This is a genomic window from Stygiolobus sp. RP850M (assembly GCF_037389295.1).
Classification (GTDB): domain Archaea; phylum Thermoproteota; class Thermoprotei_A; order Sulfolobales; family Sulfolobaceae; genus Stygiolobus.
Window position 1 is genome coordinate 13,990 of record NZ_JBBHKU010000074.1, and the last position, 23,122, is coordinate 37,111.

Here is a 23,122-nt window from a genome sequence, read left to right on the forward strand (position 1 = left end):
AATATATGTGGAGAGAAATTCCTTTACATTATGTAGTTCTTGAAAGATTAAGAAAACATAATGGACCAGTTACAGATGAAGACTTATACGAAGAAGTAAAAAAGGCAACAAACTATGAAGTACCTTTTTCTGATTTTCTTAAAGCCCTCATGAAGCTTGAGATGAGAGGATATATTACGGTAACACTAATAAAAGAGAATGTCAGAATGATCACTTATATAGGTGATAAAGAATAGGTGTAGACTTATCCGAGTTAGTAGAGGATATAAAGAGAGAGCTCAGTTTTGGAGAGTTGAAGGGGAAAAAAATAAGTATTGACGCGTATAATGCTCTTTACCAATTCCTCGCAGCTATTAGACAACCAGATGGAACACCTTTAATGGACTCACAAGGTAGAGTCACAAGTCACTTAAATGGAATTTTTTATAGAACTATAAGTATCTTAGAAGAGGGAGTCATTCCAGTTTACGTCTTTGATGGAAAGCCTCCTGAGCAAAAAAGCGAAGAACTGGAGAGGAGGAGAAAAATAAAAGAAGAGGCTGAGAAGAAACTAGACCAGTTAAAGAAAGAAGGAAGCAGTGAAGCAAAAGAGTTAAAGAAGTATTCTCAGATGTCTATAAGGTTGACTAACGAAATGGCCGGAGAGAGTAAGAAACTCTTAGAACTGATGGGTATTCCGACAATACAAGCTCCGAGTGAAGGCGAGGCTGAAGCTGCTTATGTTAATTCTTTGGGTCTCACATGGGCGACTGGGAGCCAAGATTATGATTCTCTGCTTTTCGGAGCTACACGTTTGGTTAGAAACCTAACTATAACCGGGAAAAGAAAATTACCTAAAAAAGACGTGTACGTAGAAATTAGGCCAGAACTCATTGAGCTTTCAGATCTACTTAAGAAGTTAGGAATAACCAGAGAGCAGTTAATTGACGTTGCCATACTGATAGGTACAGATTACGATCCTGATGGAGTTAAGGGCATAGGTATAAAGACAGCATATAGAATAATTAAAAAGTATGGTAAGATAGAAAATGCTATAGAAAAAGGTGAAATACCTAAGCAAAAAATCACATTTAATGTTGAGGAAATTAGATCTCTATTTTTAAATCCAAAAATAGAAAAGCCGAATACAGACCTGGAATTGAAAGATTGTGACGAGAAAGGGATCGAGGAACTTCTTATTAAGCAGCACGACTTCAGTGAAGAAAGAGTAAAGAACGCTATAGAAAGATTGAAGAAGGCAAAAAGAGAGGCTAAAGGTGCTGAGAGGCAAAAAGGACTCGATCAATGGTTTTGAGTAAGGACCTTGATTTAACGCATTATTTTCACTCTCTAAGCACGCTTTATCTTCATGTTCTCTTTTTATTGAAGGTTATGCGGGGGGTGGGACTTGAACCCACGCAGGCCTACGCCAGCGGAGCATACTGCTCTGAATGAGTCTCAGTCCGCCCCCTTTGACCTTGCTCGGGCACCCCCGCACTTACATTATTAACTGATATACAATTAAAAGTTTACGATAATAGGTATTTTTATGTATCTCAGATCTTTGATTTTTTAGCTGGGTTTAAACGTTCCTACCTCCTCTGGTTCCTCATACCATTTAACTCTCCTTCCTATCTTAGCTCTCATTTTCCATTTAACGGACTTAGGCTCTTCATCAATTACTTTCCTAAGTTTAATAAGTTTATCAGCGATGCATTTTGGAGGATTAAATTCCCTGAGTAGTTTATCTATGTTATCTGTAACAGTAGTATAAAATCCCCAATCATCAGATAAAACTTTACTAATATATTTAACATCTATTGTCTTTTCATTATCCTTATCTCCAAGCTGTAGGTCATAAAGCAAAGCGAAAATATCCTTGACGTCGTTTTCTGTCATTTTAACTATTTGTAGCTTAGTTAATAGTAAGTCTGAGGGCGGAATCGTAATCTTCATAATACCAAGTCTGTCCTTAAATGACATTTTATGACACATCTCAAATTCATCTAGAAATACATCAACATTAGAATTAAGCTCGGGATCATAAAAGATTAGTCTCCTATCTCCGTGTAATGCATTAAATCTTTTGTTACTTTCCATTCCAAAATTCTCAAGTAATTCCGTTATTTTCTTGCTCTGTTTTGAGAGACCGAAAAAATCAATATCTTTATAATTTCTAGGGAGTTTTTCAGCTCCTTTTGGTGCGAGTATAGCTACAGCAGCTCCTCCTATTAATCTCAATAGAATTTCTCGTTTATTTGCCTCCTCTACTATGGTTAGTCCTCTTTGTAATAATTTTTCTTTAGTTATGTTACCTATCCTACTCCACCTTCCCATCTTATTATAAGTTTAATCTTATTTATATCCGTTATACTTCTTCTTTAAACTTTTATTAACAACTGCATAAGCCAGACCGTAGGGTAACCCGAGCACTAAACTCAAACCTGGAATTAAATTAAGAAAATACTTTTTAGGCGATTTGTAATATTTCAGTCCAAATGCTATTACAGGCAAATATAGAAATAAGATTAAAGGAGATGTAAATAATGAAATTATTGGAATTACATAATAGCTTCCGTAATATGTATAACCAGTTAACATTTGAAATTGTGTTAAACCGTCAAGTACTAGCATCATATCATATTTTGATCTCCACAAATTTCTTCTTGCTTCCTTTAGTGAGGACATTAAATTCTCTCTGGCATGAACCTTATTAAGGTGCAAGCACCTACCTTTAGTTGGTTTAACAATATATCCTTCTTTTTTAAGCTTAGCATATAGCCAGACATCTTCATCTCTCTCATATCTCTCGTCAAAGTAACCTACTCTTTTAATTACATCTAAATTAAGTGCTGAACATCCTAGATTCGGGTTTTCTTCAAGAGAATCTGAATCAACTTCTATTTCTTTTTCATCATAAGCATAGTGCATCCAAGTAAACGTGACCCCGTTCTTAAGGTTTTCAATCATTCTCGGAAGAGCTTTTTCAGATGGTATCACATCACTATCCAACATTACAACGTAGCTTTCATTGGCTAACTTAAGCATTTCGTTTCTTAATTTAGCCATGTTTACTTTTTTGAATCTCTTTGCAGTTACATGGTTAACATTATATTGAGAAATAACTTTAGCTAGATCCTCTCTTTCGGAGTTATCGTAAACTATGATCTTGTAATTCAGACTATTAGCCAATGCGGAAACTTTTTTTAGAACAGAGTCCAGCCAATCAGCTCTGTCTCCCGGACCAACAGGTATAATTATTTCAACCACGAGTTTAGACTAAATTGAGTGGGATTAAAAGTATAGCCGTAATAGCTCACGGTTACTCCAATGAAAAATTCTCGGGAGAGGGAAAAGTATATCATGAAGTGATCAGGGCTCTACAAGACTCCAATTTAGGTAAAATACAGTTGGTAACTTTCTCTAAACCTAAGATATATATACCTTTCGAGGTGAAATATGTTGTTCCTTTTAGGATCACGAAACTTGACAAATATCAACGTCTTCTAACCCTATGGAAAGCTAGAAGCCTAACTCCTTCGATCTTCGTTAACCTCAGCGGTACGCTGTTAAAGTTATCAGACATAGCACCTCACTTAGCTTATTCTGCGGCACCAGCGTTCACCACACCCGGCAAGTATTCATCTTCTATATTTTGGCGATTATACCTTTACCCATTTGAAAAATATGTGAAAGCTCACTTGGATAAGAACGCTATTATAATATCTAACTCTCACTATTCTGCGAGAAAAATCGAGAGCTTAGGATTAAATGTAAGGACTGTAATTTACCCTCCCGTAGATGTTGAGGAGTTCATCACAAACAAACTTGATTCCAATAAGGAAGAAGCTATAATAACTGTAGCTAGGATAGAGAGAGGTAAAATGTTAGAAAATACTATAAATATAGCTAGATTAACTAAATTAAAAACGTATATAGTTGGTTCTTTAAGCGATAAAAATTACTTAGGAAAATTAAGGGAGATTTCTAAGGGCCTTGAGGTAGAATTCTTTACTGACCTTCCTAGAAGAGAACTGGTGTCACTAATGCGAAGGGTGTCTGTGTATTTCCATCCTACTGTAGGAGAGCACTTTGGTATACCGATTGTTGAGGCAATGGCTTCAGGGACGATCCCGATAGTTCCTTCTGAAAGTGGAGCTTCGGAAATTTTACCTAAAGACTTGAGCTATAGTTCATTAGAAGAGGCTGCAGAAAAGGTCAAAAAGTACGTCAAAGGATGGAATAATCTTAGAAAAGAACTCATAGAAAAATCAATGTCTTTTTCCTCTTCCAATTTTAGAACCAAAATTATTTCGATAATATCTGAGATAATAAAATAAGTTATGCGGGGGGTGGGACTTGAACCCACGCAGGCCTACGCCATCGGGGTACTTACCTTTGGGGTCCTAAGCCCGACCCCTTTGACCTTGCTCGGGCACCCCCGCACTTAATGAAATCGAGTATTCAGGTAAAAAACTTTATGCGAAAAAATTAGTCTTTAACTGTCTCCAACATGGACACAATGTTCCAGATAGAGATGCGAGTATGAGTAGGCATATTAGGATCCTGACTTATTTCCTCCAAAATTCCTATTGCATTAGCTGCCCTAACAGCGGGGCTCAACGTCTGATCTTGTAAGTTCCTTATCGCGTCAGTTGCTGCTCGCCTAATATTCCTTGGTACTCCAGTATCATTCACAATTTTTTGAAGCATAACTATTGCTTGTTTTATCTTAGCCTCGTTGTCGTAAAGTGATGCCATTGAAATCTCACCGATTCAATTATTAGTACTTATGGTTTTTTAGTTTATTACCCATTTTATATTATTGGTTAGTATGACAACCACAGATTCGGTAAAGAAAGCTGCTGACCTCCTGAGACAAGGAGCCACAATGTTAGATATGGCATGCCCTTTATGCCATATGCCTTTATTTAGGCTTAAGAACGGAGATATTGTATGTCCAACTCATGGAAAGGTTTATGTAGTAGAGAACGAGGAGGAAGAAAAGAAAATTACTGGTGCTATAACGTTAGATAAACTGGAAAACACTCTGTATAAGGGAATAGAATTTCTAGACCAACGGCTTAACAAAGATCCTCTTGATATTGATACTATAAATCAAGTGATAAGATATTTAGAAGCTATTGAAAGAATAAATAGAATTAAAGGGTTAATAAATAAGAATAAATGATTGAATATACTTCTTCGACTACGTCATTTAACGACTTCTCTGCGTTAACCATTACTATGTTTTTCTCTCTTCTAGCAAGCTCAAGATACTTCTCCCTTACTATTGTAAGACTTTCTATTTTTTCCTTAAAATTGAACTTATCGTTTTTCTGAATTCTTTGCAACGCTTTGTTAGGAGAGATATCCAAAAGGATAGTGAGAACTGGTTTCGGAAACTTTGAATTTACAGTTTCTATCCAGTTCTCCTCTATACCTAGGGCTGACTGATATGCAATAGAGGAATAAATATATCTGTCCATAAGAATAACGTCAGGATTCTGATTTATTAACTCTCTTAAATGATATGCCCTATCCGCAGCGAACAGTAACGTCAATGCGATTGGATCTTTCCAACCACTCTTCTCTATAAGACTTGTGATCTCATTAGTAAAAGGTTCCCTCGTGAGAACTATATTCTTACTACTAAACCGGTTTTTCAACCTCTGATAAACCATATTTGCTACTGTTGTCTTACCTGAGCCATCTATCCCTTCGAACGAGATTATTCTAAGCATTTTCTCACCCTTACTCTACTCTCGGTGAAGTTTTCGTTTAACCTAAATTCCCCCAATATCACCCCATCGAAATTTTCCACTGGTGTAAGAATTTCGACAATACCTAAATCCTCTTTTATATCTTTGATTAAACCAGCTCCTACTGTTTTCCCTTTATACGTTAAGCCCAAATAAAGTCCGAAGAGTTCGGTTCTGTCAACGTATAGCCCTTCACAAGGTTTTTCATCTATTAATTGTACATACTGGTTCCATGCCCTTATTAGGTTCTTAGAAATAGGTGTTCCGACAACTGTTCTCATATCGATCACATTTACTTTAGCGTTACTGAAATAATCTCTGTATTTCCTTGATCTATATTCTCTTCTCTTATTTCTGCTCCGATCTACGTTAAGCGGAAAAGGCTTTAATAACTTGACCTTTCTTAGTAAGTCTCTGGGCATATCTTTAATTATCCTTTGATCGAACGTGAGAATGTAATCTGGATCTATTGTATAAATTAGTTCAAGCTTATGCCTATAAGCGTGAAACCCCCTAACCCATCCATCGCTATCTATGACTACGTTGTCTGAATTGATTTCCTTAAGTGTAAGTAGTACTAGAAATATATGTAATCTCGGATTTGTTGATGGTGTTATACTTCCTAAAAATTCAATACCATCTATTCTACGTTGTGAAAGAAGTAACTTTTTCGAAACATCCTTAGAATATGCAATGAAAGCTGGCAAAAATATTGACGATTGTCCGACATCGGAATCTATTGTAGAACTTCCATATAAGTTTGCTAGAAAATTAGAAAAGTAAGTTTTTCCAGAATTTTCATCACCTAACACTATTATTTTTCCTCCAGATATTTCCTTTGCAATATTATACCATCCTAATGTTTTATATGACTGAATAATCTTACAGTTACTTTCTATCTCTGAGTTAGTTAAAGATGCCACAGTAAAGTAATTATCCGAGTTTATATCTAGCTTATCTCCTGCCCCTAACTCTATCCCTGATATCACTACTTTACCGTCTTTCACGTAGAGATCACAAGGACCTTGTATCACAACATCATAATCCGTTATTATTTTCATAAAGCTGACCTAAGTGCTATGATATAAGCCGCCCTAACATCTCTGTCTTTTATTTTGACGAACGGATTTCCAGAGGAACTACTTTTAGACTCATTAACCATCTTAGCTTGTTCAAAGTTCATCTTTACGATTCTGTAGACTAATTCACCTATTTTGTTACCTCCGCCTATTCCGATCTTAAGAGACTTATGAGGATAAGTTTGTATAATTTCCGATAATTGTTCATTTACATCTATTACATTAGCGTTTCTACTTTCTATTAGTTCACCGTCCCCTATCACTGCAATAGACAATTTATCCTTGTTAGTGTCTATTCCAATAAGTAGTTCATTAAAATATTGCTTACCCTTTATTTCACATAAAATTCTACCTAATAATACGTTCAATGGTACGAAATTAATATCTTCATCCTTAATTATTATTTCTCCGTCATCTGAGATTTTTATTCCCCTCTCTTTAAATACTCTTACTAAATCTCGATATTTCTTAGCATCAGATACCTTTATTGCAACCTTTTTTACCACAATTACTTAATTAATTCAGAGGAATTTAAAGATTTGAAGATTAGCGATTATATTTTCCAGAAGGGAAATATTGTTTCAATATACGGAGAGGCTGGTACTGGTAAGACTATTATAGGAGTACATGTAGCCTTAGAATTAGGAAATAGCCTTTATATTTCAACTAAGGACTCAAGCTACAAAGCAAGAGTGGAAAAATTAAAGGGAAGACCTGATGTTTATTTCACTCAAGCCCTTACCCAGCCTGAAATAATCTCAGCAATATTAAAAGCTTCTCAGCTGGGTTTACAATTAATTGTTATTGATCCCGTAAACTATTTGTATAAGATATCTAGGAGAAAAAAGGATTTAGAATTACCACTAATTTTATGTCAAGGGTTTAGTAAAAATGGGATTAATAACAATAATAAAGTGTTATTATTATGGGATATTTCAGGAAATAACAGGGTAGCAGGTGAGTTATTTATGAGGAGGTTTTCTGACGAAGTACTGAGGATAACAAAAGGTGAAATCATTGGTAACTTAAGGGTTTGTAAATTTAGGATATTGGACTCTGGTGTTGTAGGGTGCTTATAGCCGCATTACTAGTAGGAATTGTATATTATTTACCCGCATTAGCTGCAAACGGTAGTGCACCCTTCGTCAAAAAGGGTACACCCATCGACTTTAGAAAAAAACTTAATGACGGTAGGAGGATTTTAGGAGATGGAAAAACCTTTGAAGGTTTACTATTAGCAGTCACTTTTGGTACGACTGTTGGAGCAATTATCTCCAGATTTTTAGGAGATGAATGGATATTTATTGCATTTTTTGAAAGCTTAGCTGCAATGATAGGGGATATGATAGGTGCTTTTATAAAGAGAAGACTCGGAATGGAAAGAGGACAGAGAGCTCCGTTACTAGACCAACTTGATTTCTTTGTATCTTCGACCTTAGTCTTAGTCTTAATGCACGTGAAGATCCAGATTGTTCAAATTTTATTTATAGGAATATTAGTAATATTTCTTCATTTATTTACCAACTACGTTGCTTTTCGATTAAAAATAAAAAGTGTCCCGTGGTAATTATTAATCATGCCAAAAAGAGGGAGTGAAAAAACTTATTCCACACTTAATAATGCTTATGTATTAATAATATTGATTGTCCTCATGGGAATTACTATATTAGGAGCGATAGCTTTCCCATATTATATTTCTCCAATAACCTACTCTAATGGAGGAGCTCCTCAGGCTGGTGGGATCGCTGTTCTTGCAGCAATTATAATTATGGGTGCTATTGCAGGTGTTTATTTCATAGAAAACAGAAATTATGAACTTGGTGGAATCCTTTTAATAATGTCACTACTTATCGTAGCAGTTTATGTATGGGTATCGTACGGTTCTAATGCAATTAAATTTATATTTAACATCTGACAGTGTGAAATGTGATTATCAATGGAACCAATAAAAATTACGCTCTCTAGTGGTAGGGAAATTATAATTGATGAAAACGCTGTTAAGATTCTTAATGAATATGTTAGAACACAAATGACACTAGAACAATTAGCAAAGAAATTAAATCTTACTGGATGGGAAGAGGCATACGATCTAATAAAACAGCTCCCATCTCATATAATGTGGACTCCTATATCTATCCTTAATAAAATGAGTAATTCCACAAAAGGAAGCTAAAGTCTAACTTGTTTTTGAATTAAACTTTTCTGTAGCACTCAGGTCTTGATTCATATATTAAGCCCTGCTTTCTCATATCCGTAATTAGTTTTTCTATGCTTTGTTTATCTATACCGACGCTTTCACCTTCTTTAATTATATCTTTAACCTTAGCACACTCATTAATAGATAACGTATCAATTATTTCAAGGATTTTCGCCATTTTCTCTCTTGCACTCTTAGGCTTACCAGTCATTATAGTGTCTATATCAATTTTACCTGACTCCACATCTAATCCTACGTTTTCTAAGAAGATTCTCATAATATTAATAGCCCTCTCAGCGTCTTCTTTAGTTACCTCACTTTTCAACGCCATTTTAGCATAAGCCTCGGATATTCTTATTAACGCTTCCAACTGACGGGGTGTAATCATAATTGGGGAATCTACACTTTCTACACTTTTACGTCTCATCTCTACAAAGAAATCTTGCAATAATTTTTTCGCCTCTTCGCTTAGCTTTGGTGAGACGTTCTTCCTAGCATAGGCTATATATTTCTTCAATAAGTCTATATCTATTACACTTTGTGTATTGTTTCTATTTCCATGAACGTTAAGAATATGTGATGCTAGATATACATCGGATTCCCCAGGGTTATCAATCAAGATAAATATCAGGTCGAACCTTGAGAGTATCGTAGGAGGTAGATTAATGTTCTCTGCTATTCCTCTTTCCTTTATGTATCTTCCTAATTTAGGGTTACCTGCAGCAATAACTGTAGCTCTCGCATTTAACTTTGCTACAATACCAGCTTTAGCGATTGAGACTGTTTGTTGTTCCATAGCCTCATGAATAGCTACCCTGTCATCATCTCTCATTTTGTCTATCTCGTCAATTACGGCCACTCCTCCATCCGCTAGGACTAAAGCACCTGCCTCTAAGTAAAAATCCCCGCTATTTTTATCTCTGGTTACAGTCGCCGTTAATCCCGCTGCCGTAGAACCTTTGCCAGTAGTATAAACTGCTCTGGGTGCGACCCTTGATGCAAACTGTAATATCTGTGACTTAGCTGTACCTGGATCTCCTATAATCAAAACGTGAATATCGCCCCTTATTCTAGTTCCGTCATTTAATAGTTTACTAACACCTCCAAATAACGCAAGGGCTATTGATTCTTTTATTTCCCAATGACCATATATAGATGGGGCTATTGAGGATATTATTTTCTCCCTTATCCATGGATCCTTAGCTAACTCCTTAATTTTCTTTTCATCTTCTTCGGATATTTTAACCTCGTCTAGTACTTTTTGAGATATCTCGATGCTATTAACTTTAAGGTAGAAATCAAATACGGACTTACTTCCTCTTTTTATTTGTGAATCTTTCTTAATCTCTAAAATTCCTACAATTTTCACCCTATCACCTGGTCTTGCTACGTCCACTAAATCGTCTTCAAACACAACTTCCAATTGTCTTGGTAATTGTCCAGGTGGTATTTCTTCTGGTCTTTCTTGTACCACTGCTTTCTGATAATCAATGAAAGTTGATTTGTCTTCAATTAATCTAAATTGCCCAGCTTTACCACATACTGGACATGTGGAAGGTAATTCTATTATTTCACCCATATCGTCATCAGGCCATGAAAATTCTTGCATACAATCAGGGCTTATATGCTGATAAACAGCCTTGCTAAGTCGTTCCTTCACTGGTGTAGACTTTACTAAGATCCCTTCTATCGCGATAAGTTTACCAATATCATTACTTCTTATTTTCCTTAGTTCTACGACTCTAGGTATATTTGTTACCCTAAGGTGAATATTTGATATTTCGTATTGAAATTGCGGATCTTTTTCTATTATGTAATCATAAATTTTTCTTTCTAGAATTGGAATGATCTCTTTAGGAGAAGTTATTAAGAGAGTAGCCAGTTCTTGATTAAAAGAGAATAAGTCTGCAAAATTTACATAGAAGCTTTTCTTTCTATAAGCTATTATTTCATTAATTTGATTTAAATAGGATTTACCTCTGTTGTCCTTAAAGGTAGTAATAAATTCTATGAATAATTCTCCATAGTCAACTTGTTTAGCTTCCAATTATATCACCTATTCCGCGTTCAATTACACTCTTTATTGTTTTATACACTAAAAATTCTTCATTAGTCATTCTATCAATCAAACTTTCATCTGAAATATTGAGAAATGCTAACTGCATAATTTTCCTGATTCTGATAGAGACTATCTCATTTACCACTTGGTCTAATTTTCTAAGTAGCTCTAGTGCTTGTAAATCATTTTTTCTTTTTAATTCATCCCTTAAAAGTTGAACTCGATGATAAAAGTCCTTAGGAAGAGCTGAAAGAGATGCTGGGGTATTTATTGTTTGCTTCTCTTGGAATAGGATTCTGCCGAGTTCATCAATGCTAATCACATCAGTTATTTTAACAACGTTTCTCTCTTGTAATACTATACCTAACCACGTAGATACCTCATCTTCACTACCTTTTGATAGCACAATTTCTTCAAACCCATTGTCATACGGACCCCAATCATCTAATACTAAGACCTTTTTTTTAGTGAGCATCATAACCCTATTAATAGCTTTTATCTTAGTAGTAATCACAAGTTAAGGTTTGTATAGTAGTGCTTAAAAGGTATACTATTGTGAACCCAGTTCTTTTAGTAACTGCTAGAAAGAACAAGGAAAATAAATGTATTATCGAGATCATGAATAGAATACTAATTAGAGATATAAATGCTAAGATTGAAGAAGTAGTAAAAAATGTGTTTTTAGTGTACTCTAGCTTATCCCCAATGGAGGCATATGGACTTTTATTTTCTGCTCGCCCATCATGTATTGCTAAAGTATATCCAATCCATTTCATGATTCCGAGTGCTCAAGAGGAAGAAATTATTCGGAAGACTATTGAAAACGCTAAAAAAATTGTGAAGACTTCGTTTTACGTAGATTGTCACAAGAGGGGAATTGAAGTAAATTGTAGACAAATTGAAATAGGTATAGGGTTAGGTCTAAAGGGTTACGCTAAAGTTGATTTTAAGAAACCGGATTTTGTAGTCGTTATTAACGTTATTCCTAATTTAGCTACAGTCTCGTATGTTAAAAATACTTTCGGCTAACTCTCTCAGTTATCAAATATATAGTATTACTCGAAAATTAGATTTAGGTGAAAGTTTTGGTTGACCTCAAAGACTTGATTGAAAATACCATTGAAGGTAGTACAGTGTTTAATAATCTATCAGTTCTTAATCCAGAACACATTCCTGCGAACTTACCCCACAGAGAGACACAAATAAAAGAACTTACTGTTTCGTTTAAAGATCTTATATTAAACCCTGGAGGAACTTCTATAAGGACAGTAATAGTAGGTAGAACCGGTACTGGAAAGACTGTAACCACCAAGAAATTCGGCAAGGAACTTCAAGATATTGTAAATAAAAAAGGGATAAGGTTATTCTACGTTCACGTTAATTGCCATAGGCAAAGAACTCTTTACCTTATGCTAATGGAGATAGCTCAGAGTCTAAGGTTACCATTACCTAACAGAGGGCTTTCCTCGCAAGAAACTTTCAAGTTAATTTACGATTACTTAGAAAGGAAAAATATACATCTACTATTAACCTTAGATGAATTTGACTATTTCATTAGTACATCTCCTGTGGAAGATATATATTTCTTGGTAAGGATATATGATGAATTAAATGTAAGCGTAAAAAGACTTCACTATATCTTTATAGTTAGAGAACTGACAAGCCTTTCAAGTCTTGATAAGAGCATTAAAGACCACATAATTAAGAACGTTATAGAGTTTCCGCCTTATAGTTCTTTCCAACTTTATGATATATTACAAGACAGAATAGTTAATGAAAAAGCATTTAAACAGAACGCCGTTACTGACGAAGCAGTCAAGTTCATTTCTGACATTCACGGAGCGGATAAAGGAGGAAGTGGAAACGCAAGACTTGCGATAGAAACATTGGAATTGGCTGGAAGAATAGCGGACGCCGAAAGTTCGCCTATAATAACAATTGAGCATGCAAAAAAAGCTAACTCAAAAATTAACCCAGAAATAAGCATTATCACAGATACGATAAGAGACTTGGACTTACATTACTTACTTTTACTAAAGGCAATCTCGTCTTTACATAAAAAATACGAAGAGGACTTCTTCTCTATGGGAAAAGTAGAAGAAGAGTACAGAAATATAAGCTCTTTATTAGGTGAAGAACCCAGAAGACATACACAGTTATTCGAATATATTAGGAGGCTAAAGCTAATGGGACTAATAATAACTCGACACAGTGGTAAAGGAATGAGAGGAAGAACTACACTTATATCCTTACCGGTTCCAGTCTCAGTAGAGTTAGAAAACCTTCTGGATCAGGAAATAAAAAGGAGGTTGCAGAAATCACAAGTGAACTCCTAAATTCAGAAATTATAAGAATACTCTTTATCTTATTCAAGGAAGAAGAAATAAGCATAAGTAAGCTGTATAAAAAAACAAGAATTGATTATAAAAAACTAGAAAAAGATTTAGAATTGCTTGAAGACAAACACATCGTTGAGATAATAAAGGGTGATAAGTCTAAAATAATTAGACTAAACTACTCAAACCCTAAAGTGATAATATTAAAAAACTTGTTTGAGGAATTAGAAAATATATGACAGAAGCAAAAATAGTAGACATTTCTAAGAAAGACGTAATTTTAAGGGAAGCTATAGCAGAGGGTTTTATAAAACTTAAGAAGGAGACACTTTCTCTGATAAGAGATAGTAAAGTGGAAAAGGGAGACGTAATCAATACCGCTAAAGTTGCCGGCTTTCTAGCTGCCAAGAAGACTCCTGAATTAATCCCCATGTGTCATCCTATCCCGCTAGAATTTGTAGATATTGACATAAAGATTGAAGACGAAGGACTAAGAGTAATTACAACCGTAAAAGCCAATTATAAGACTGGGGTAGAAATGGAAGCTCTTACAGCTACCTCGGTAGCATTATTAACTATATGGGATATGGTCAAGAAATATGAAAAAGATTCTCAAGGACAATATCCAGAAACTCAAATATCTCATATCAGGGTTATTAGAAAGACTAAGATCTACGACGATAATACCTCCTAGTCCCTGTTTTACCCGCTTTTGACCCTGAAGCCTCACTTTCTTCACTAGGTTTCTCGCCCGACAAAGTCATGATAATCTTCTTTTCTCCCTCTGTAAGTTCTAGTTCTTTATCTATTTTATCCTTATACTTCTTATAATATTGAACTAAATAAGGTAAGATTCCTTCTAATGTTTTTGTTGAAGAATTATGTAGATGATTTGATATCTTTCTAAGTAGGTTATCTAGATACTCCCTGTTTTCCTTGCTTTTAGCTAATAACTGGATATATTGCGGAAACTGATACTTAACCCATTTAACTTTATAAGTAGGTTTCTTCTTTTCTAAAGATGCAAAAGCTACTCCAGGGCCCATCAAATCAAAGACATAAGATAAAAGATCCCATTCACCTTTCTTAGCTCTACTTAAAAATATAGACGCTCTACTAAGAGCGTCATAAGCTCTCCATATGTCTTCTAAAGCCTCATACTGTAAAGGAATGTTTTCATCTAACCATCTCATGAGGAGCTCATAATCAATTTGAGTACTAGTAGCGGCGTTCTTAGCTTGCCAATAATATTTAGCCCAAAATATATCTCTAAGTGCTTCAAAGGGATCAAGTTCTCTATCCTTCTTCCTTACTAATTCTTTTACAGTTTCGGCTGTTACTTTACCGTAACCTTCAGCTACTCCTTGTAACATATTTATTGCGTATCTTGCATCTCCTTCACTTTGTTCTACGATGTAGTCTAGTGCATCATCACTACATTGAATTTTTTCCGCGTCACAAATCTTTTTTAAAATCCTCCTCATGGGATACTTAGTAAGTCTCTTCAGCTCAATCATCTTTACAGCGTTCCTAAGAGGCCTTAGTGACGGATCCCACGGATCATTAGCAGTTAGAATTATAGGATATTTTGTCTTTTGAATTAACTCTAAAATCGCGTCTATTGCGCCAGCATCTTCTCTAGAACTAATTCCGTCAGCTTCATCCAAAAGTATAAGCTTACCTCTTACACCGAATAAAGAACCAGTAGTGGCTGCTTGTTCGGCTATACTCCTTATTTGCATGATGTTTCTTGTATCACTTGCATTCATTTCTATTAATTCGAGTTTGTAATCTCTAGCTAAGGCCTCCGCTATTGTCGTTTTACCTACACCTGGAGGCCCATAAAGTAAGATAGCTTTCGAAGTAGGGTTTTTACTGTTTAACCAACTTTCGATCCATTCCTTAATTTCCTTCTTTGCATCTTCCTGATTCTCTACATCTTGTATAGATTTAGGTCTATATTTTAAAAACCACTGTAAGGGCAATTATGAACCACCGTACTTCTGAGCATATAACGCCATTTTAGCTAGAAACGCATTCAATTGAATTTCATCGTCTGCTCCCTCTATAATTCTAAATTCTACCTCACCAGCGTAATCTACTAGAACTACCTTTAACTCATCAGGTATGTTTATTTCATTACCAGTTAGCTCTCTGTGAATCTGCTTAATAATGTCCTCTCCAGATAGCCCATAATTTACTAACAAGTTCCTTAGTTTCTCTCTGGCTTGCATGAACTTTCCTTGTAGAGCTAAATTTAACATTTCCCTAACTTCCTTAGGTTGTGCTAATCCCAAAACTTTATACACAGCTTCTACAGTCACTTTTCCGTAAGCGGAAGCAGCTTGAAGAATATTGATAGATTTTCTCATATCACCAAGAGTAATATCATAGATAGTTTCTAAAGCCTTCTGTTCAACATCTACTTTCTCGTTCTTCGCTATGTACATTAGCCTGCTTACTACGTCCTCTCTTTTCAATGGATAAAATCTAAATAAAGCCGTCCGTGACTGTATCGGTTCAATTATTTTGCTCAGATAGTTACATGCTAGTATAAACCTAGTAGTTTCTGTATATAACTCCATTGTTCTTCTTAGCGCTTGTTGTGCGTCTGCAGTCATATTATCCGCCTCATCAAGTAAGACAACCTTAAATGGAATTTCCCCAGCTACAATAGTTCTAGCGAACTCCTTTACCTTATTTCTTATAACGTCAATACCTCTTTCATCGCTTGCGTTAAGTTCTAAGAAGTATTGCCTATAATTATCACCATATAGATCATGCACAAGAGCTAATGCAGCTGTGGTTTTTCCAGTCCCAGGTGGTCCGGAGAATAACAAGTGCGGCATGTTTTTTTCTTTTACAAATTTCTTTAATCTCTCTACTATATCTTTTTGATTTACTATGTCGTCTAATGTTCTAGGTCTATATTTTTCAGCCCAAAGCACTTCTTCCTCTTGCATTTATTTCACCTTCTTTTATACTTGCCCATTATAACCCCTTTATCAATTATGTGTCCTTCCATCATACTTTTTAATTCATCAGCAGTAACCCCGTGCTTCTCGGGTAGCTCCACATCTAAAGCGTAAACGTTGAAGTAATATCTATGTGGAGGGTGTGTCCTGGGCGGACAAGGACCTCCATATCCAACACGACCAAAATCATTTACCCCTTGGATCATGGAAGAAAACTTTGTCACTTTTGGTATGTTCTTAGGTAATTTATTATCCTTAATATTATAAATCACCCAGTGTATAAAAGTTCCCCTTGGAGCATCTGGATCTTCCACTATTATAGCATAACTTTTTGCACTAGTTACATTATCCCATTCTAGATCAGGAGAAATATCAGAGCCGTCACAAGTATATTCTTGAGGAATCATATCTTCATTTTTAAATGAACCACTTTTGACGTTCATATAGAGAATTACAAGTGCAAAAATAAAACACTAACTCTGCTTCTTGTTTAAGTAAAATTCTTGCTCCTGATGCCCTTGCTTAGTTATTTTTGCAACAATTACACCAGTACCGGTATAAGGATCTCTTTTTAACGACGAGAATATAGCCCTTTTAGCCAGTTCAGCTGCTTCATCTAAAGTAAGATCTTGCCTATAACTATCTTCTATAACACCAATGGCCTCTACGGAGCCAGATCCCGTAGCCGTATAATCTTCTTCTATGAAATCGCCTAGATAGTCAAGGTTATATAGCCTAGGCTTGTCGTCAACCCCTCCTATAAGTATTTGAACTAAGTACGGAAAATACTTAGACGTTGATAGTAAGGTAGCTAAGTATGTAGCTAAAGCCTTAACAGTAATAGGCCTAACGCTTGTTATTTTGTTGTAATGGTACAGATTTTTCAATATATTGTAAATATATTGTAAGTCAGCTACACTTCCAGCTGTTGTAATTCCAATATTGTCAGATATATATAAGACCTTCCTAACGTACTTATGTGCAACATAAAAACCTGCGCTAGCCCTTCTATCTGCAGCTAGGACAACTCCATCTTTAGTCTTTATACCTACTGTTGTAGTTCCTTTCAAGATTTTGTTATGAATATCGATATTCTGAGGCAATCTACTCATTTCACAAAACCCTAATTTTATTCACCTATCAGTTACTAATAAATCCAACAATGCCTAAAATACGTTCAGCGATATCAAGCACTACGCCGTCTTCATAAGGTAAACCGCTAATCATTAAACCTATAGGTAATCCATTAATTCTTTCAACTGGTATAGATATTGATGGAGCTCCCACAACGTTAAAGATTTCTGTATTACTAACCAAAATATCCCTATATTCTAGTTCTCGTCCTACTACGTCCGATATCTTAGGTGCAGAAGCTTTCGTGGTAGGCGAGATCAAAACGTCAACCTTGTTAAACATTTTAATATATTCTTCTATTATAATCCTTCTTATTCTCATAGCATCAACATACTCATACCCGGGGATTACGCTCCCCATCTCCAGTAATTTTTTGACATCGTCAAAGTATCTATTCTTATTTTGATTAAACCAGTTCTTGTGATAAGAATAAGCTTCTGAGAGAGCTATCACTTTCCTCACATAAGGAGAATATTTTCTAACGATTTGACTATCAATATCGACTATGTCATAATAACTGGATAATTTATTTATAAATCTTAGAAGAGTCTTAGATGCTTGATCTTCTCCAAATAGAAACATACCCAATCTGGGCTTTCTCTTTGCTTGATACGTAAAAGGTAGTTTATCCTCAACTACTGAATCTAAAACCTTATAGAGAACTTTCATATCTCTAACTAGAAAACCTATAGTATCAAAAGTCCAACTGAAGGGAATAACCCCGTCAGTCGGAATTAAGCCAGTTGTAGGCTTATACCCTATAACACCACAAAGGGATGCCGGAATTCTAATAGACCCACCCGTATCTGTTCCTACGCCTACGTCAGCTAAACCTAATGCTACGGCTACCGCAGAACCACCACTAGATCCTCCTGAAATTCTTTCAGGATCTATAGGGTTTTTAGCAGGGCCAATGACCGATGATGTGTTAGTTGCACCCATAGCGAATTCATGTGTGTTTGACTTCCCTACTATTTCTCCTCCTTCATCTAAAATTTTCTGTGTTATTGAGGCGTTTTTTGTAGGTATATGTTTAAAAAACCTTGAACCTGCAGTAGTAGGTAAACCTTGAACATTTATTATATCTTTTATTGCAAATTTAAGCCCGCTTAGTTTACCTCTCTCCTTACCCTTGACCCTTTGCAGTGTAATAAAGATATTGTACTTTGAATTTAAGCTTTCTAAACTCATCTTTGGTCACGCAAAATAACGGTTCTGGGAGTTCGATCTCGCTATTATTCTTCATAATATACACTTAATAATTTCCGCTGTGATATTTTAAAAATTTTATGTTGAAAATTTATTGTTTATTATTCACTTACTAATTTTTATTTCATTACATTTAATAAATTAATCTTTATGTGGTAGCTAAATATTTATATTGTTTGTACAATTTAAACTTATCATGAAGGCTATCGTTGTTCCAGGTCCAAAACGAGGTTACAAGTTACAAGAGGTACCAGATCCTAAGCCCGACAAAGACGAAGTGGTAATAAGAGTCGATAGAGCTGCATTATGTTATAGAGATCTACTTCAACTTCAAGGATTCTACCCGAGAATGAAATACCCAGTAATTCTAGGGCATGAAGTGGTAGGAACCATAGAAGAAAAAGGAGAAAATGTAAAGGGATTCGAAGTTGGTGACAAAGTAATTTCTCTTCTATACGCTCCTGATGGTACATGCGAGTATTGTAGAATAGGAGAGGAGGCTTATTGCCACCATAGGTTAGGATACTCAGAGGAACTAGACGGATTTTTTGCAGAAAAGGCTAAAATAAAAGTAACGAGTCTAGTAAAAGTACCTAAAAACGTTAGTGACGAAAACGCTGTGCTAGTACCTTGTGTTACTGGAATGATATATAGGGGAATCAGAAGGGCTGGTGGCATAAGGAATGGAGAATATGTATTAGTAACTGGGGCTAGTGGTGGAGTAGGCATTCACGCAATCCAAGTGGCTAAGGCTCTAGGGGCTAAGGTAATCGGTGTTACAACATCTGAGGAAAAAGCGAAGATAATAAAACAATATTCAGACTATATAATTGTAGGAACAAAATTCGCTGATGAAGCCAAAAAAATAGGCGATGTAACATTAGTAATAGATACAGTAGGAACTCCAACTTTTGATGAAAGCTTGAAGTCGCTTTGGATGGGTGGTAGAATAGTCCAAATAGGAAACATAGATCCAACACAATCCTATAATCTAAGATTAGGCTACGTAATTCTAAAGGATATAAAAATAGTAGGACATGCGTCTGCAACTAAATATGATGCGGAGCAAACTCTGAAATTAGATGCTGAAGATAAGATTAAGCCAGTTATAGCAGGTACTGTCTCGTTAGAGGAGATCGATAAAGGATATCAGATGATAAAAGATAAAAACAAAATCGGTAAAGTACTAGTAAAACCATAAATGGTATTATAGTATAATCTACAATGTGGAGATAAAATTTTCATCAATTAAAGTACCGTCTAGCTTAATCCCCCATGAAAAAGAGGAAATCGATCAGACTAAACAGATTTCAGAATATATTTACGAAGCAGTCCGCAATTCGGATGTGATTGATTTAGATATAGATGAAAAAATACTTTTTATCTATTCTATATTCACAAGTAAATTAGTAGATAACGTACTCGAGAATTCTTATTCTTACCTTTATGGGCTTAAAGGTTACAAGTACTTGTCTGGCGATATATCCATAGTACTAAGTGAGACTATCACATTTGCTACTCTACATACACTATATGACGTAAAGATCGAAAATATATTGCCTTTTAGAACTGTGAAATATTTAGGGACGATAGCGGATGCCCTTATAGATCTTGAAAAAGAATTGAAATTAGCTAAAGAACTAGAGACGGAGAGTGGACTATTATTTATAAATGTTAGAGCAGCTATGAGCCCTAGGTCTTATTATGTAGTGGATAAAATTTGGAAAAGTATACTCAACTTAGAATTGGTCAGATATCCAGATAATTATGGCTTAATATCATTGTTAACTAGAGATAAAGAAACTCTAAAAGAATCTTTCATATTCATCACACCCCAGTAAGAGTGAGAGAATATGAATTGTAAGAATCTAAATAAGGCTATAGTGATGTTATGGGTAGGAGATTCAAAGGAAGCCGAGGAAGACGCAAAGGAGTGTATGAATTTATTAAAAGAAGAAATCCCTAATTTAAGAATTCTAATTAAAGAAGCTAAGATAGAAGCCGAAAGTGAATATTTGCTACCTAAAACACTTAGAGAAAAGGGATTAAACCCTGAAGATTTGCTTAAGCTAGCAATGTACGAGTTATCAAGAAGAATATATCTTTTTAGTGGTGATACTAAAAGCAAGGAAAGATCAGGAGTTATATATCTATGGCTAGATTTAGGAGTCAAAAAGATACTTAGAGGTTACTGTGAGGATTGCTATGGATATGTAAGTACATTACTAGGTAGCGGATTTGTAGTGATGGTAGATGGTGTAATATATGCGGAATTTTTAGGTACTGATGAAGATAAAGCTGTGGAATCCGTATTAGGGGCAATTAAAGGACATAGAAAGAACAAATGAGAGAATGGCTTTAATAGATACTTTTAGTTATTCGAACATATTATCTTAGATAGGAGAAAATTATGTTAGAAAAGGGTACTGTAATAGCGTTTACTTTTTATACTTTCTTTTATGTTTGTTTTTTGCTGGGCCCGTAGCTCAGCCAGGTGGAGCGGCGGGCTCTTAACGAAAAGAGCCAGGTAGAGGGAGATACCCGTAGGTCCCGGGTTCAAATCCCGGCGGGCCCGCGCTATTTATTTTCTACTTAAAAATATTATGAAACCCACGTACGCCAAGTAGCCGAATATGACTAGAATTATCCCAAAATTTATGATTTTTATAAAAATAGGTGAGATATTAAACCCGCCTAAGTTTATTTTAAACCCTAGAAAAATAACTAAAAATGATAAGAATACAATGGATAGAGAAAATACAAATAGAAACAAGCCCAGCATCCTTATTTTAAGTTTATAACTTATATCCATAGATCAGATCCCTCACTGCTAATCTAACTGCTTGAGCTGATGAATAATTAGGCTTCCATCCTAACTGTTTTATCTTACTAATGTCAAGTAGCATAAATCTGACATCACCAACCCAGCCTCTACCCTCTCCTATATCTACATATTCGTGTACTGGAGTCAGATTCATCTCCTCTTCTACTATTTTCGCAATTTCGTCCACAGTTATCCAATCTTCATTACCTACATTAAATGCATCATATAGACCATTAAACTTTTTTTCCAGAGTTAGAAACGCTTCTATTACATCAGTTATATATATGTAACTTTTCCTCTGCTTACCATTCCCCAATATTTCTAATTTGTATGGATTTTTTCTTAATTTTTCTATAAAATCCTTTATAACACCATGAGACACCCTACCCCCCGTTACATTCGCCAATCTAATAGATATACCTTTTATTCCGTAGACTCTAGAATAATATTCAAGCAAATGCTCTCCTAAAAGTTTGAATACACCGTAATTAGAAATAGGCTTTAGTTCCGCATTTTCAGGTGTAGGTATTTTGTCTGTCTCTCCATAAACTGTGGATGAAGAGGCAAATACTAATAAACTGACGTCGTTGCGCCTTGCCATTTCGAGCACGTTAAATGTTGCAATTACATCTCTACTAAAATGCTCGTAGGAATTAATCATAGACGTCCTAACATCTGGATTTGCAGCCAAATGGTAAAATATGCTTCCAGCTGGTATTTTTAAACTAGAAGTTGAACTATCTCTTAAGTCGATTTTAAGGTATTTAGCCTTCTTATTCACATAATTACCATTGGAAAAGTCATCAATTACTACGATGTCGTTATATAATTTCGTTAACGCATCTACCAAATGACTGCCTATATATCCTGCTCCACCGGTAATTACATAACTCATTTTATTAGCTAATCTAAGATTTAGTGCATTTATATAAATTAATCTTACTTGTGCTTTGTTGATATCTTCAATTTATTTCATAAGCATGATATGATACATTGAGAATTCTTTAGTAATTAATATTTATTTCAACGTTATTCACAAGTCACACTCTAATACCCGGAGCTCTACCAACTAAGGAATTAGCCAAGTGGAGCATCCATGCATAAGCCCAGAACTTGAGCTTAGCCTCAACCACTTGTCCCAAAAAGCTTGTAGCCCTAACAGATTCCCCAAAAGTGCGCTTCACAGCTGAGAATAAGGACTCAATCCTCCACCTAATACCGTAACCCTTCTTCTCCCTCCAACGATTATAGCCTAACCTCTTGAACTCCCTTACGGTCTTTCTCCTAGCTGGATGGCCGCGCCTAGTAGAAGCGTTCTTCCTAGGTGGGACAACGACCTCAACCCCGGTCTTGTAAACCTCATTGGCATCATAAGCTTTATCTCCGTAAAATTTCTTGACCTTCTTTCCCTTGTCTTGTAAATCCTTAACTGTCTTGACTGCTGTCTCAACCTCGTTGGTGGTTACTTCGGCGTTTATTATGTTGAATTGGTCCTTATCCATTACTATTTCGATCTTGAGGAATTTTGAGTCCCTAGTTTTACCCCATTTTGCTATAATGTATTGTCC

The 23,122-nt window shown here is 35.4% G+C and carries 30 protein-coding genes and 3 tRNA genes; 16 read left to right on the top strand and 17 right to left on the bottom strand.

The window, feature by feature from the left end:
• Positions 1–5 precede the first annotated feature (5 nt).
• Positions 6–236: a hypothetical protein gene (locus tag WIW52_RS11075; protein ID WP_337710481.1), complete on the top strand. Its 231-nt coding sequence runs from the start codon at positions 6–8 to the stop codon at positions 234–236.
• Positions 233–1,294: a flap endonuclease-1 gene (gene fen / locus WIW52_RS11080; RefSeq protein WP_337710504.1), complete on the top strand. Its 1,062-nt coding sequence runs from the start codon at positions 233–235 to the stop codon at positions 1,292–1,294. Before WIW52_RS11075 ends, fen begins: the two co-directional genes overlap by 4 nt.
• Before the next feature lie 78 nt (positions 1,295–1,372).
• Here the strand turns inward: fen and WIW52_RS11085 are convergent.
• The 3 genes from WIW52_RS11085 to WIW52_RS11095 all read right to left on the bottom strand — a co-directional run bounded on the left by WIW52_RS11085 (position 1,373) and on the right by WIW52_RS11095 (position 3,249).
• A tRNA-Leu gene (locus WIW52_RS11085) sits at positions 1,373–1,475 on the bottom strand.
• A gap of 76 nt (positions 1,476–1,551) precedes the next feature.
• Entirely contained in the window at positions 1,552–2,316 is a 765-nt protein-coding gene (locus WIW52_RS11090) for a hypothetical protein (RefSeq protein WP_337710482.1), read from the bottom strand.
• Between the two features lie 18 nt (positions 2,317–2,334).
• The gene (locus WIW52_RS11095; protein ID WP_337710483.1) at positions 2,335–3,249 is read right to left on the bottom strand and encodes a glycosyltransferase family 2 protein; all 915 of its coding nucleotides are present in this window, start codon (positions 3,247–3,249) and stop codon (positions 2,335–2,337) included.
• A 14-nt stretch (positions 3,250–3,263) separates the two neighbouring features.
• Here WIW52_RS11095 and WIW52_RS11100 point away from each other — a divergent pair, with 14 nt between their 5' ends.
• Entirely contained in the window at positions 3,264–4,319 is a 1,056-nt protein-coding gene (locus tag WIW52_RS11100; RefSeq protein ID WP_337710484.1) for a glycosyltransferase, read from the top strand.
• A gap of 4 nt (positions 4,320–4,323) precedes the next feature.
• Here the strand turns inward: WIW52_RS11100 and WIW52_RS11105 are convergent.
• Positions 4,324–4,424: transfer RNA gene (locus WIW52_RS11105), tRNA-Leu, on the bottom strand.
• A gap of 46 nt (positions 4,425–4,470) precedes the next feature.
• Entirely contained in the window at positions 4,471–4,740 is a 270-nt protein-coding gene (locus tag WIW52_RS11110) for a UPF0147 family protein (RefSeq protein WP_156005005.1), read from the bottom strand.
• Positions 4,741–4,813: 73 nt separating this feature from the next.
• Here WIW52_RS11110 and WIW52_RS11115 point away from each other — a divergent pair, with 73 nt between their 5' ends.
• Positions 4,814–5,170, top strand: coding sequence for an Sjogren's syndrome/scleroderma autoantigen 1 family protein (locus WIW52_RS11115; protein ID WP_156005006.1), 357 nt, complete (start codon positions 4,814–4,816; stop codon positions 5,168–5,170).
• Here WIW52_RS11115 and tmk read toward each other — a convergent pair.
• From tmk to WIW52_RS11130, 3 genes are read right to left on the bottom strand one after another with little or no spacing between them, the layout of a single operon-like run.
• Positions 5,142–5,723 carry a dTMP kinase gene (gene tmk / locus WIW52_RS11120; RefSeq protein ID WP_337699645.1) on the bottom strand — a complete coding sequence of 194 codons (582 nt, stop codon included), beginning with the start codon at positions 5,721–5,723 and terminating at the stop codon, positions 5,142–5,144. The two genes, WIW52_RS11115 and tmk, sit on opposite strands and share 29 nt — an antisense overlap.
• Positions 5,711–6,802, bottom strand: a complete 1,092-nt coding sequence (locus tag WIW52_RS11125) for a Clp1/GlmU family protein (RefSeq protein WP_337710485.1) — start codon at positions 6,800–6,802, stop codon at positions 5,711–5,713. The genes tmk and WIW52_RS11125 overlap by 13 nt, the downstream gene beginning before the upstream one ends.
• A complete protein-coding gene (locus WIW52_RS11130; RefSeq protein WP_337710486.1) occupies positions 6,799–7,326 on the bottom strand; it encodes a hypothetical protein in 528 nt (175 codons plus the stop codon). The genes WIW52_RS11125 and WIW52_RS11130 overlap by 4 nt, the downstream gene beginning before the upstream one ends.
• 33 nt (positions 7,327–7,359) lie before the next feature.
• On the opposite strand from WIW52_RS11130, the gene WIW52_RS11135 reads away from it, so the two are divergent.
• From WIW52_RS11135 to WIW52_RS11150, 4 genes are read left to right on the top strand one after another with little or no spacing between them, the layout of a single operon-like run.
• Positions 7,360–7,899, top strand: a complete 540-nt coding sequence (locus WIW52_RS11135; RefSeq protein WP_337710487.1) for an AAA family ATPase — start codon at positions 7,360–7,362, stop codon at positions 7,897–7,899.
• Complete coding sequence (locus WIW52_RS11140) at positions 7,890–8,387, top strand: CDP-2,3-bis-(O-geranylgeranyl)-sn-glycerol synthase (protein WP_337699636.1); 498 nt, start codon at positions 7,890–7,892, stop codon at positions 8,385–8,387. The genes WIW52_RS11135 and WIW52_RS11140 overlap by 10 nt, the downstream gene beginning before the upstream one ends.
• A 9-nt stretch (positions 8,388–8,396) precedes the next feature.
• A complete protein-coding gene (locus WIW52_RS11145) occupies positions 8,397–8,735 on the top strand; it encodes a hypothetical protein (protein ID WP_337699634.1) in 339 nt (112 codons plus the stop codon).
• Between the two features lie 21 nt (positions 8,736–8,756).
• Positions 8,757–8,993 carry a hypothetical protein gene (locus WIW52_RS11150; RefSeq protein WP_337699632.1) on the top strand — a complete coding sequence of 79 codons (237 nt, stop codon included), beginning with the start codon at positions 8,757–8,759 and terminating at the stop codon, positions 8,991–8,993.
• A 19-nt stretch (positions 8,994–9,012) separates the two neighbouring features.
• On the opposite strand, the gene mcm is transcribed toward WIW52_RS11150, so the two are convergent.
• Positions 9,013–11,064, bottom strand: coding sequence for a minichromosome maintenance protein MCM (gene mcm, locus WIW52_RS11155; protein WP_337710488.1), 2,052 nt, complete (start codon positions 11,062–11,064; stop codon positions 9,013–9,015).
• On the bottom strand, positions 11,054–11,590 hold the full coding sequence (locus tag WIW52_RS11160) for a hypothetical protein (protein WP_337710489.1): 537 nt from the start codon (positions 11,588–11,590) through the stop codon (positions 11,054–11,056). Before WIW52_RS11160 ends, mcm begins: the two co-directional genes overlap by 11 nt.
• 20 nt (positions 11,591–11,610) lie before the next feature.
• On the opposite strand from WIW52_RS11160, the gene WIW52_RS11165 reads away from it, so the two are divergent.
• Genes WIW52_RS11165 through moaC form a run of 4 tightly spaced genes read left to right on the top strand, consistent with a single transcriptional unit; the run spans position 11,611 to position 14,106 of the window.
• Positions 11,611–12,105 carry a THUMP domain-containing protein gene (locus WIW52_RS11165; RefSeq protein WP_337710490.1) on the top strand — a complete coding sequence of 165 codons (495 nt, stop codon included), beginning with the start codon at positions 11,611–11,613 and terminating at the stop codon, positions 12,103–12,105.
• Positions 12,106–12,161: 56 nt separating this feature from the next.
• Complete coding sequence (locus WIW52_RS11170; protein ID WP_337710491.1) at positions 12,162–13,412, top strand: ORC1-type DNA replication protein; 1,251 nt, start codon at positions 12,162–12,164, stop codon at positions 13,410–13,412.
• A 26-nt stretch (positions 13,413–13,438) separates the two neighbouring features.
• Entirely contained in the window at positions 13,439–13,651 is a 213-nt protein-coding gene (locus WIW52_RS11340; RefSeq protein WP_443295734.1) for a hypothetical protein, read from the top strand.
• Positions 13,648–14,106, top strand: a complete 459-nt coding sequence (moaC, locus tag WIW52_RS11175) for a cyclic pyranopterin monophosphate synthase MoaC (RefSeq protein ID WP_337710492.1) — start codon at positions 13,648–13,650, stop codon at positions 14,104–14,106. The genes WIW52_RS11340 and moaC overlap by 4 nt, the downstream gene beginning before the upstream one ends.
• On the opposite strand, the gene WIW52_RS11180 is transcribed toward moaC, so the two are convergent.
• The 5 genes from WIW52_RS11180 to WIW52_RS11200 are packed head-to-tail and all read right to left on the bottom strand — an operon-like array spanning position 14,078 to position 18,712.
• On the bottom strand, positions 14,078–15,397 hold the full coding sequence (locus WIW52_RS11180; protein WP_337710493.1) for a replication factor C large subunit: 1,320 nt from the start codon (positions 15,395–15,397) through the stop codon (positions 14,078–14,080). The genes moaC and WIW52_RS11180 overlap by 29 nt on opposite strands.
• Entirely contained in the window at positions 15,398–16,375 is a 978-nt protein-coding gene (locus tag WIW52_RS11185) for a replication factor C small subunit (protein WP_337710494.1), read from the bottom strand.
• A gap of 5 nt (positions 16,376–16,380) precedes the next feature.
• Entirely contained in the window at positions 16,381–16,830 is a 450-nt protein-coding gene (locus tag WIW52_RS11190) for a YbhB/YbcL family Raf kinase inhibitor-like protein (RefSeq protein ID WP_337710495.1), read from the bottom strand.
• 30 nt (positions 16,831–16,860) lie between these two features.
• A complete protein-coding gene (gene psmB / locus WIW52_RS11195; protein ID WP_337700050.1) occupies positions 16,861–17,478 on the bottom strand; it encodes an archaeal proteasome endopeptidase complex subunit beta in 618 nt (205 codons plus the stop codon).
• Between the two features lie 49 nt (positions 17,479–17,527).
• On the bottom strand, positions 17,528–18,712 hold the full coding sequence (locus WIW52_RS11200) for an amidase (RefSeq protein WP_337710496.1): 1,185 nt from the start codon (positions 18,710–18,712) through the stop codon (positions 17,528–17,530).
• A 214-nt stretch (positions 18,713–18,926) separates the two neighbouring features.
• Here WIW52_RS11200 and WIW52_RS11205 point away from each other — a divergent pair, with 214 nt between their 5' ends.
• The 4 genes from WIW52_RS11205 to WIW52_RS11220 all read left to right on the top strand — a co-directional run bounded on the left by WIW52_RS11205 (position 18,927) and on the right by WIW52_RS11220 (position 21,305).
• Complete coding sequence (locus WIW52_RS11205; RefSeq protein WP_337710497.1) at positions 18,927–19,931, top strand: acryloyl-coenzyme A reductase; 1,005 nt, start codon at positions 18,927–18,929, stop codon at positions 19,929–19,931.
• A gap of 25 nt (positions 19,932–19,956) precedes the next feature.
• Positions 19,957–20,571 (top strand): hypothetical protein, encoded by a 615-nt coding sequence (locus tag WIW52_RS11210; RefSeq protein ID WP_337710498.1) that lies wholly within the window; start codon positions 19,957–19,959, stop codon positions 20,569–20,571.
• Positions 20,572–20,583: 12 nt separating this feature from the next.
• Positions 20,584–21,078, top strand: coding sequence for a hypothetical protein (locus WIW52_RS11215; protein WP_337710499.1), 495 nt, complete (start codon positions 20,584–20,586; stop codon positions 21,076–21,078).
• Positions 21,079–21,205: 127 nt separating this feature from the next.
• Positions 21,206–21,305 (top strand) — tRNA-Lys (locus WIW52_RS11220).
• Positions 21,306–21,525: 220 nt separating this feature from the next.
• On the opposite strand, the gene WIW52_RS11225 is transcribed toward WIW52_RS11220, so the two are convergent.
• Together WIW52_RS11225 and WIW52_RS11230 are read right to left on the bottom strand one after the other, a co-directional pair.
• Positions 21,526–22,449, bottom strand: a complete 924-nt coding sequence (locus WIW52_RS11225; protein WP_337710500.1) for an NAD-dependent epimerase/dehydratase family protein — start codon at positions 22,447–22,449, stop codon at positions 21,526–21,528.
• Between the two features lie 145 nt (positions 22,450–22,594).
• The coding region (locus tag WIW52_RS11230; protein WP_337710501.1) for a transposase at positions 22,595–23,122 on the bottom strand (528 nt) is incomplete at its 5' end.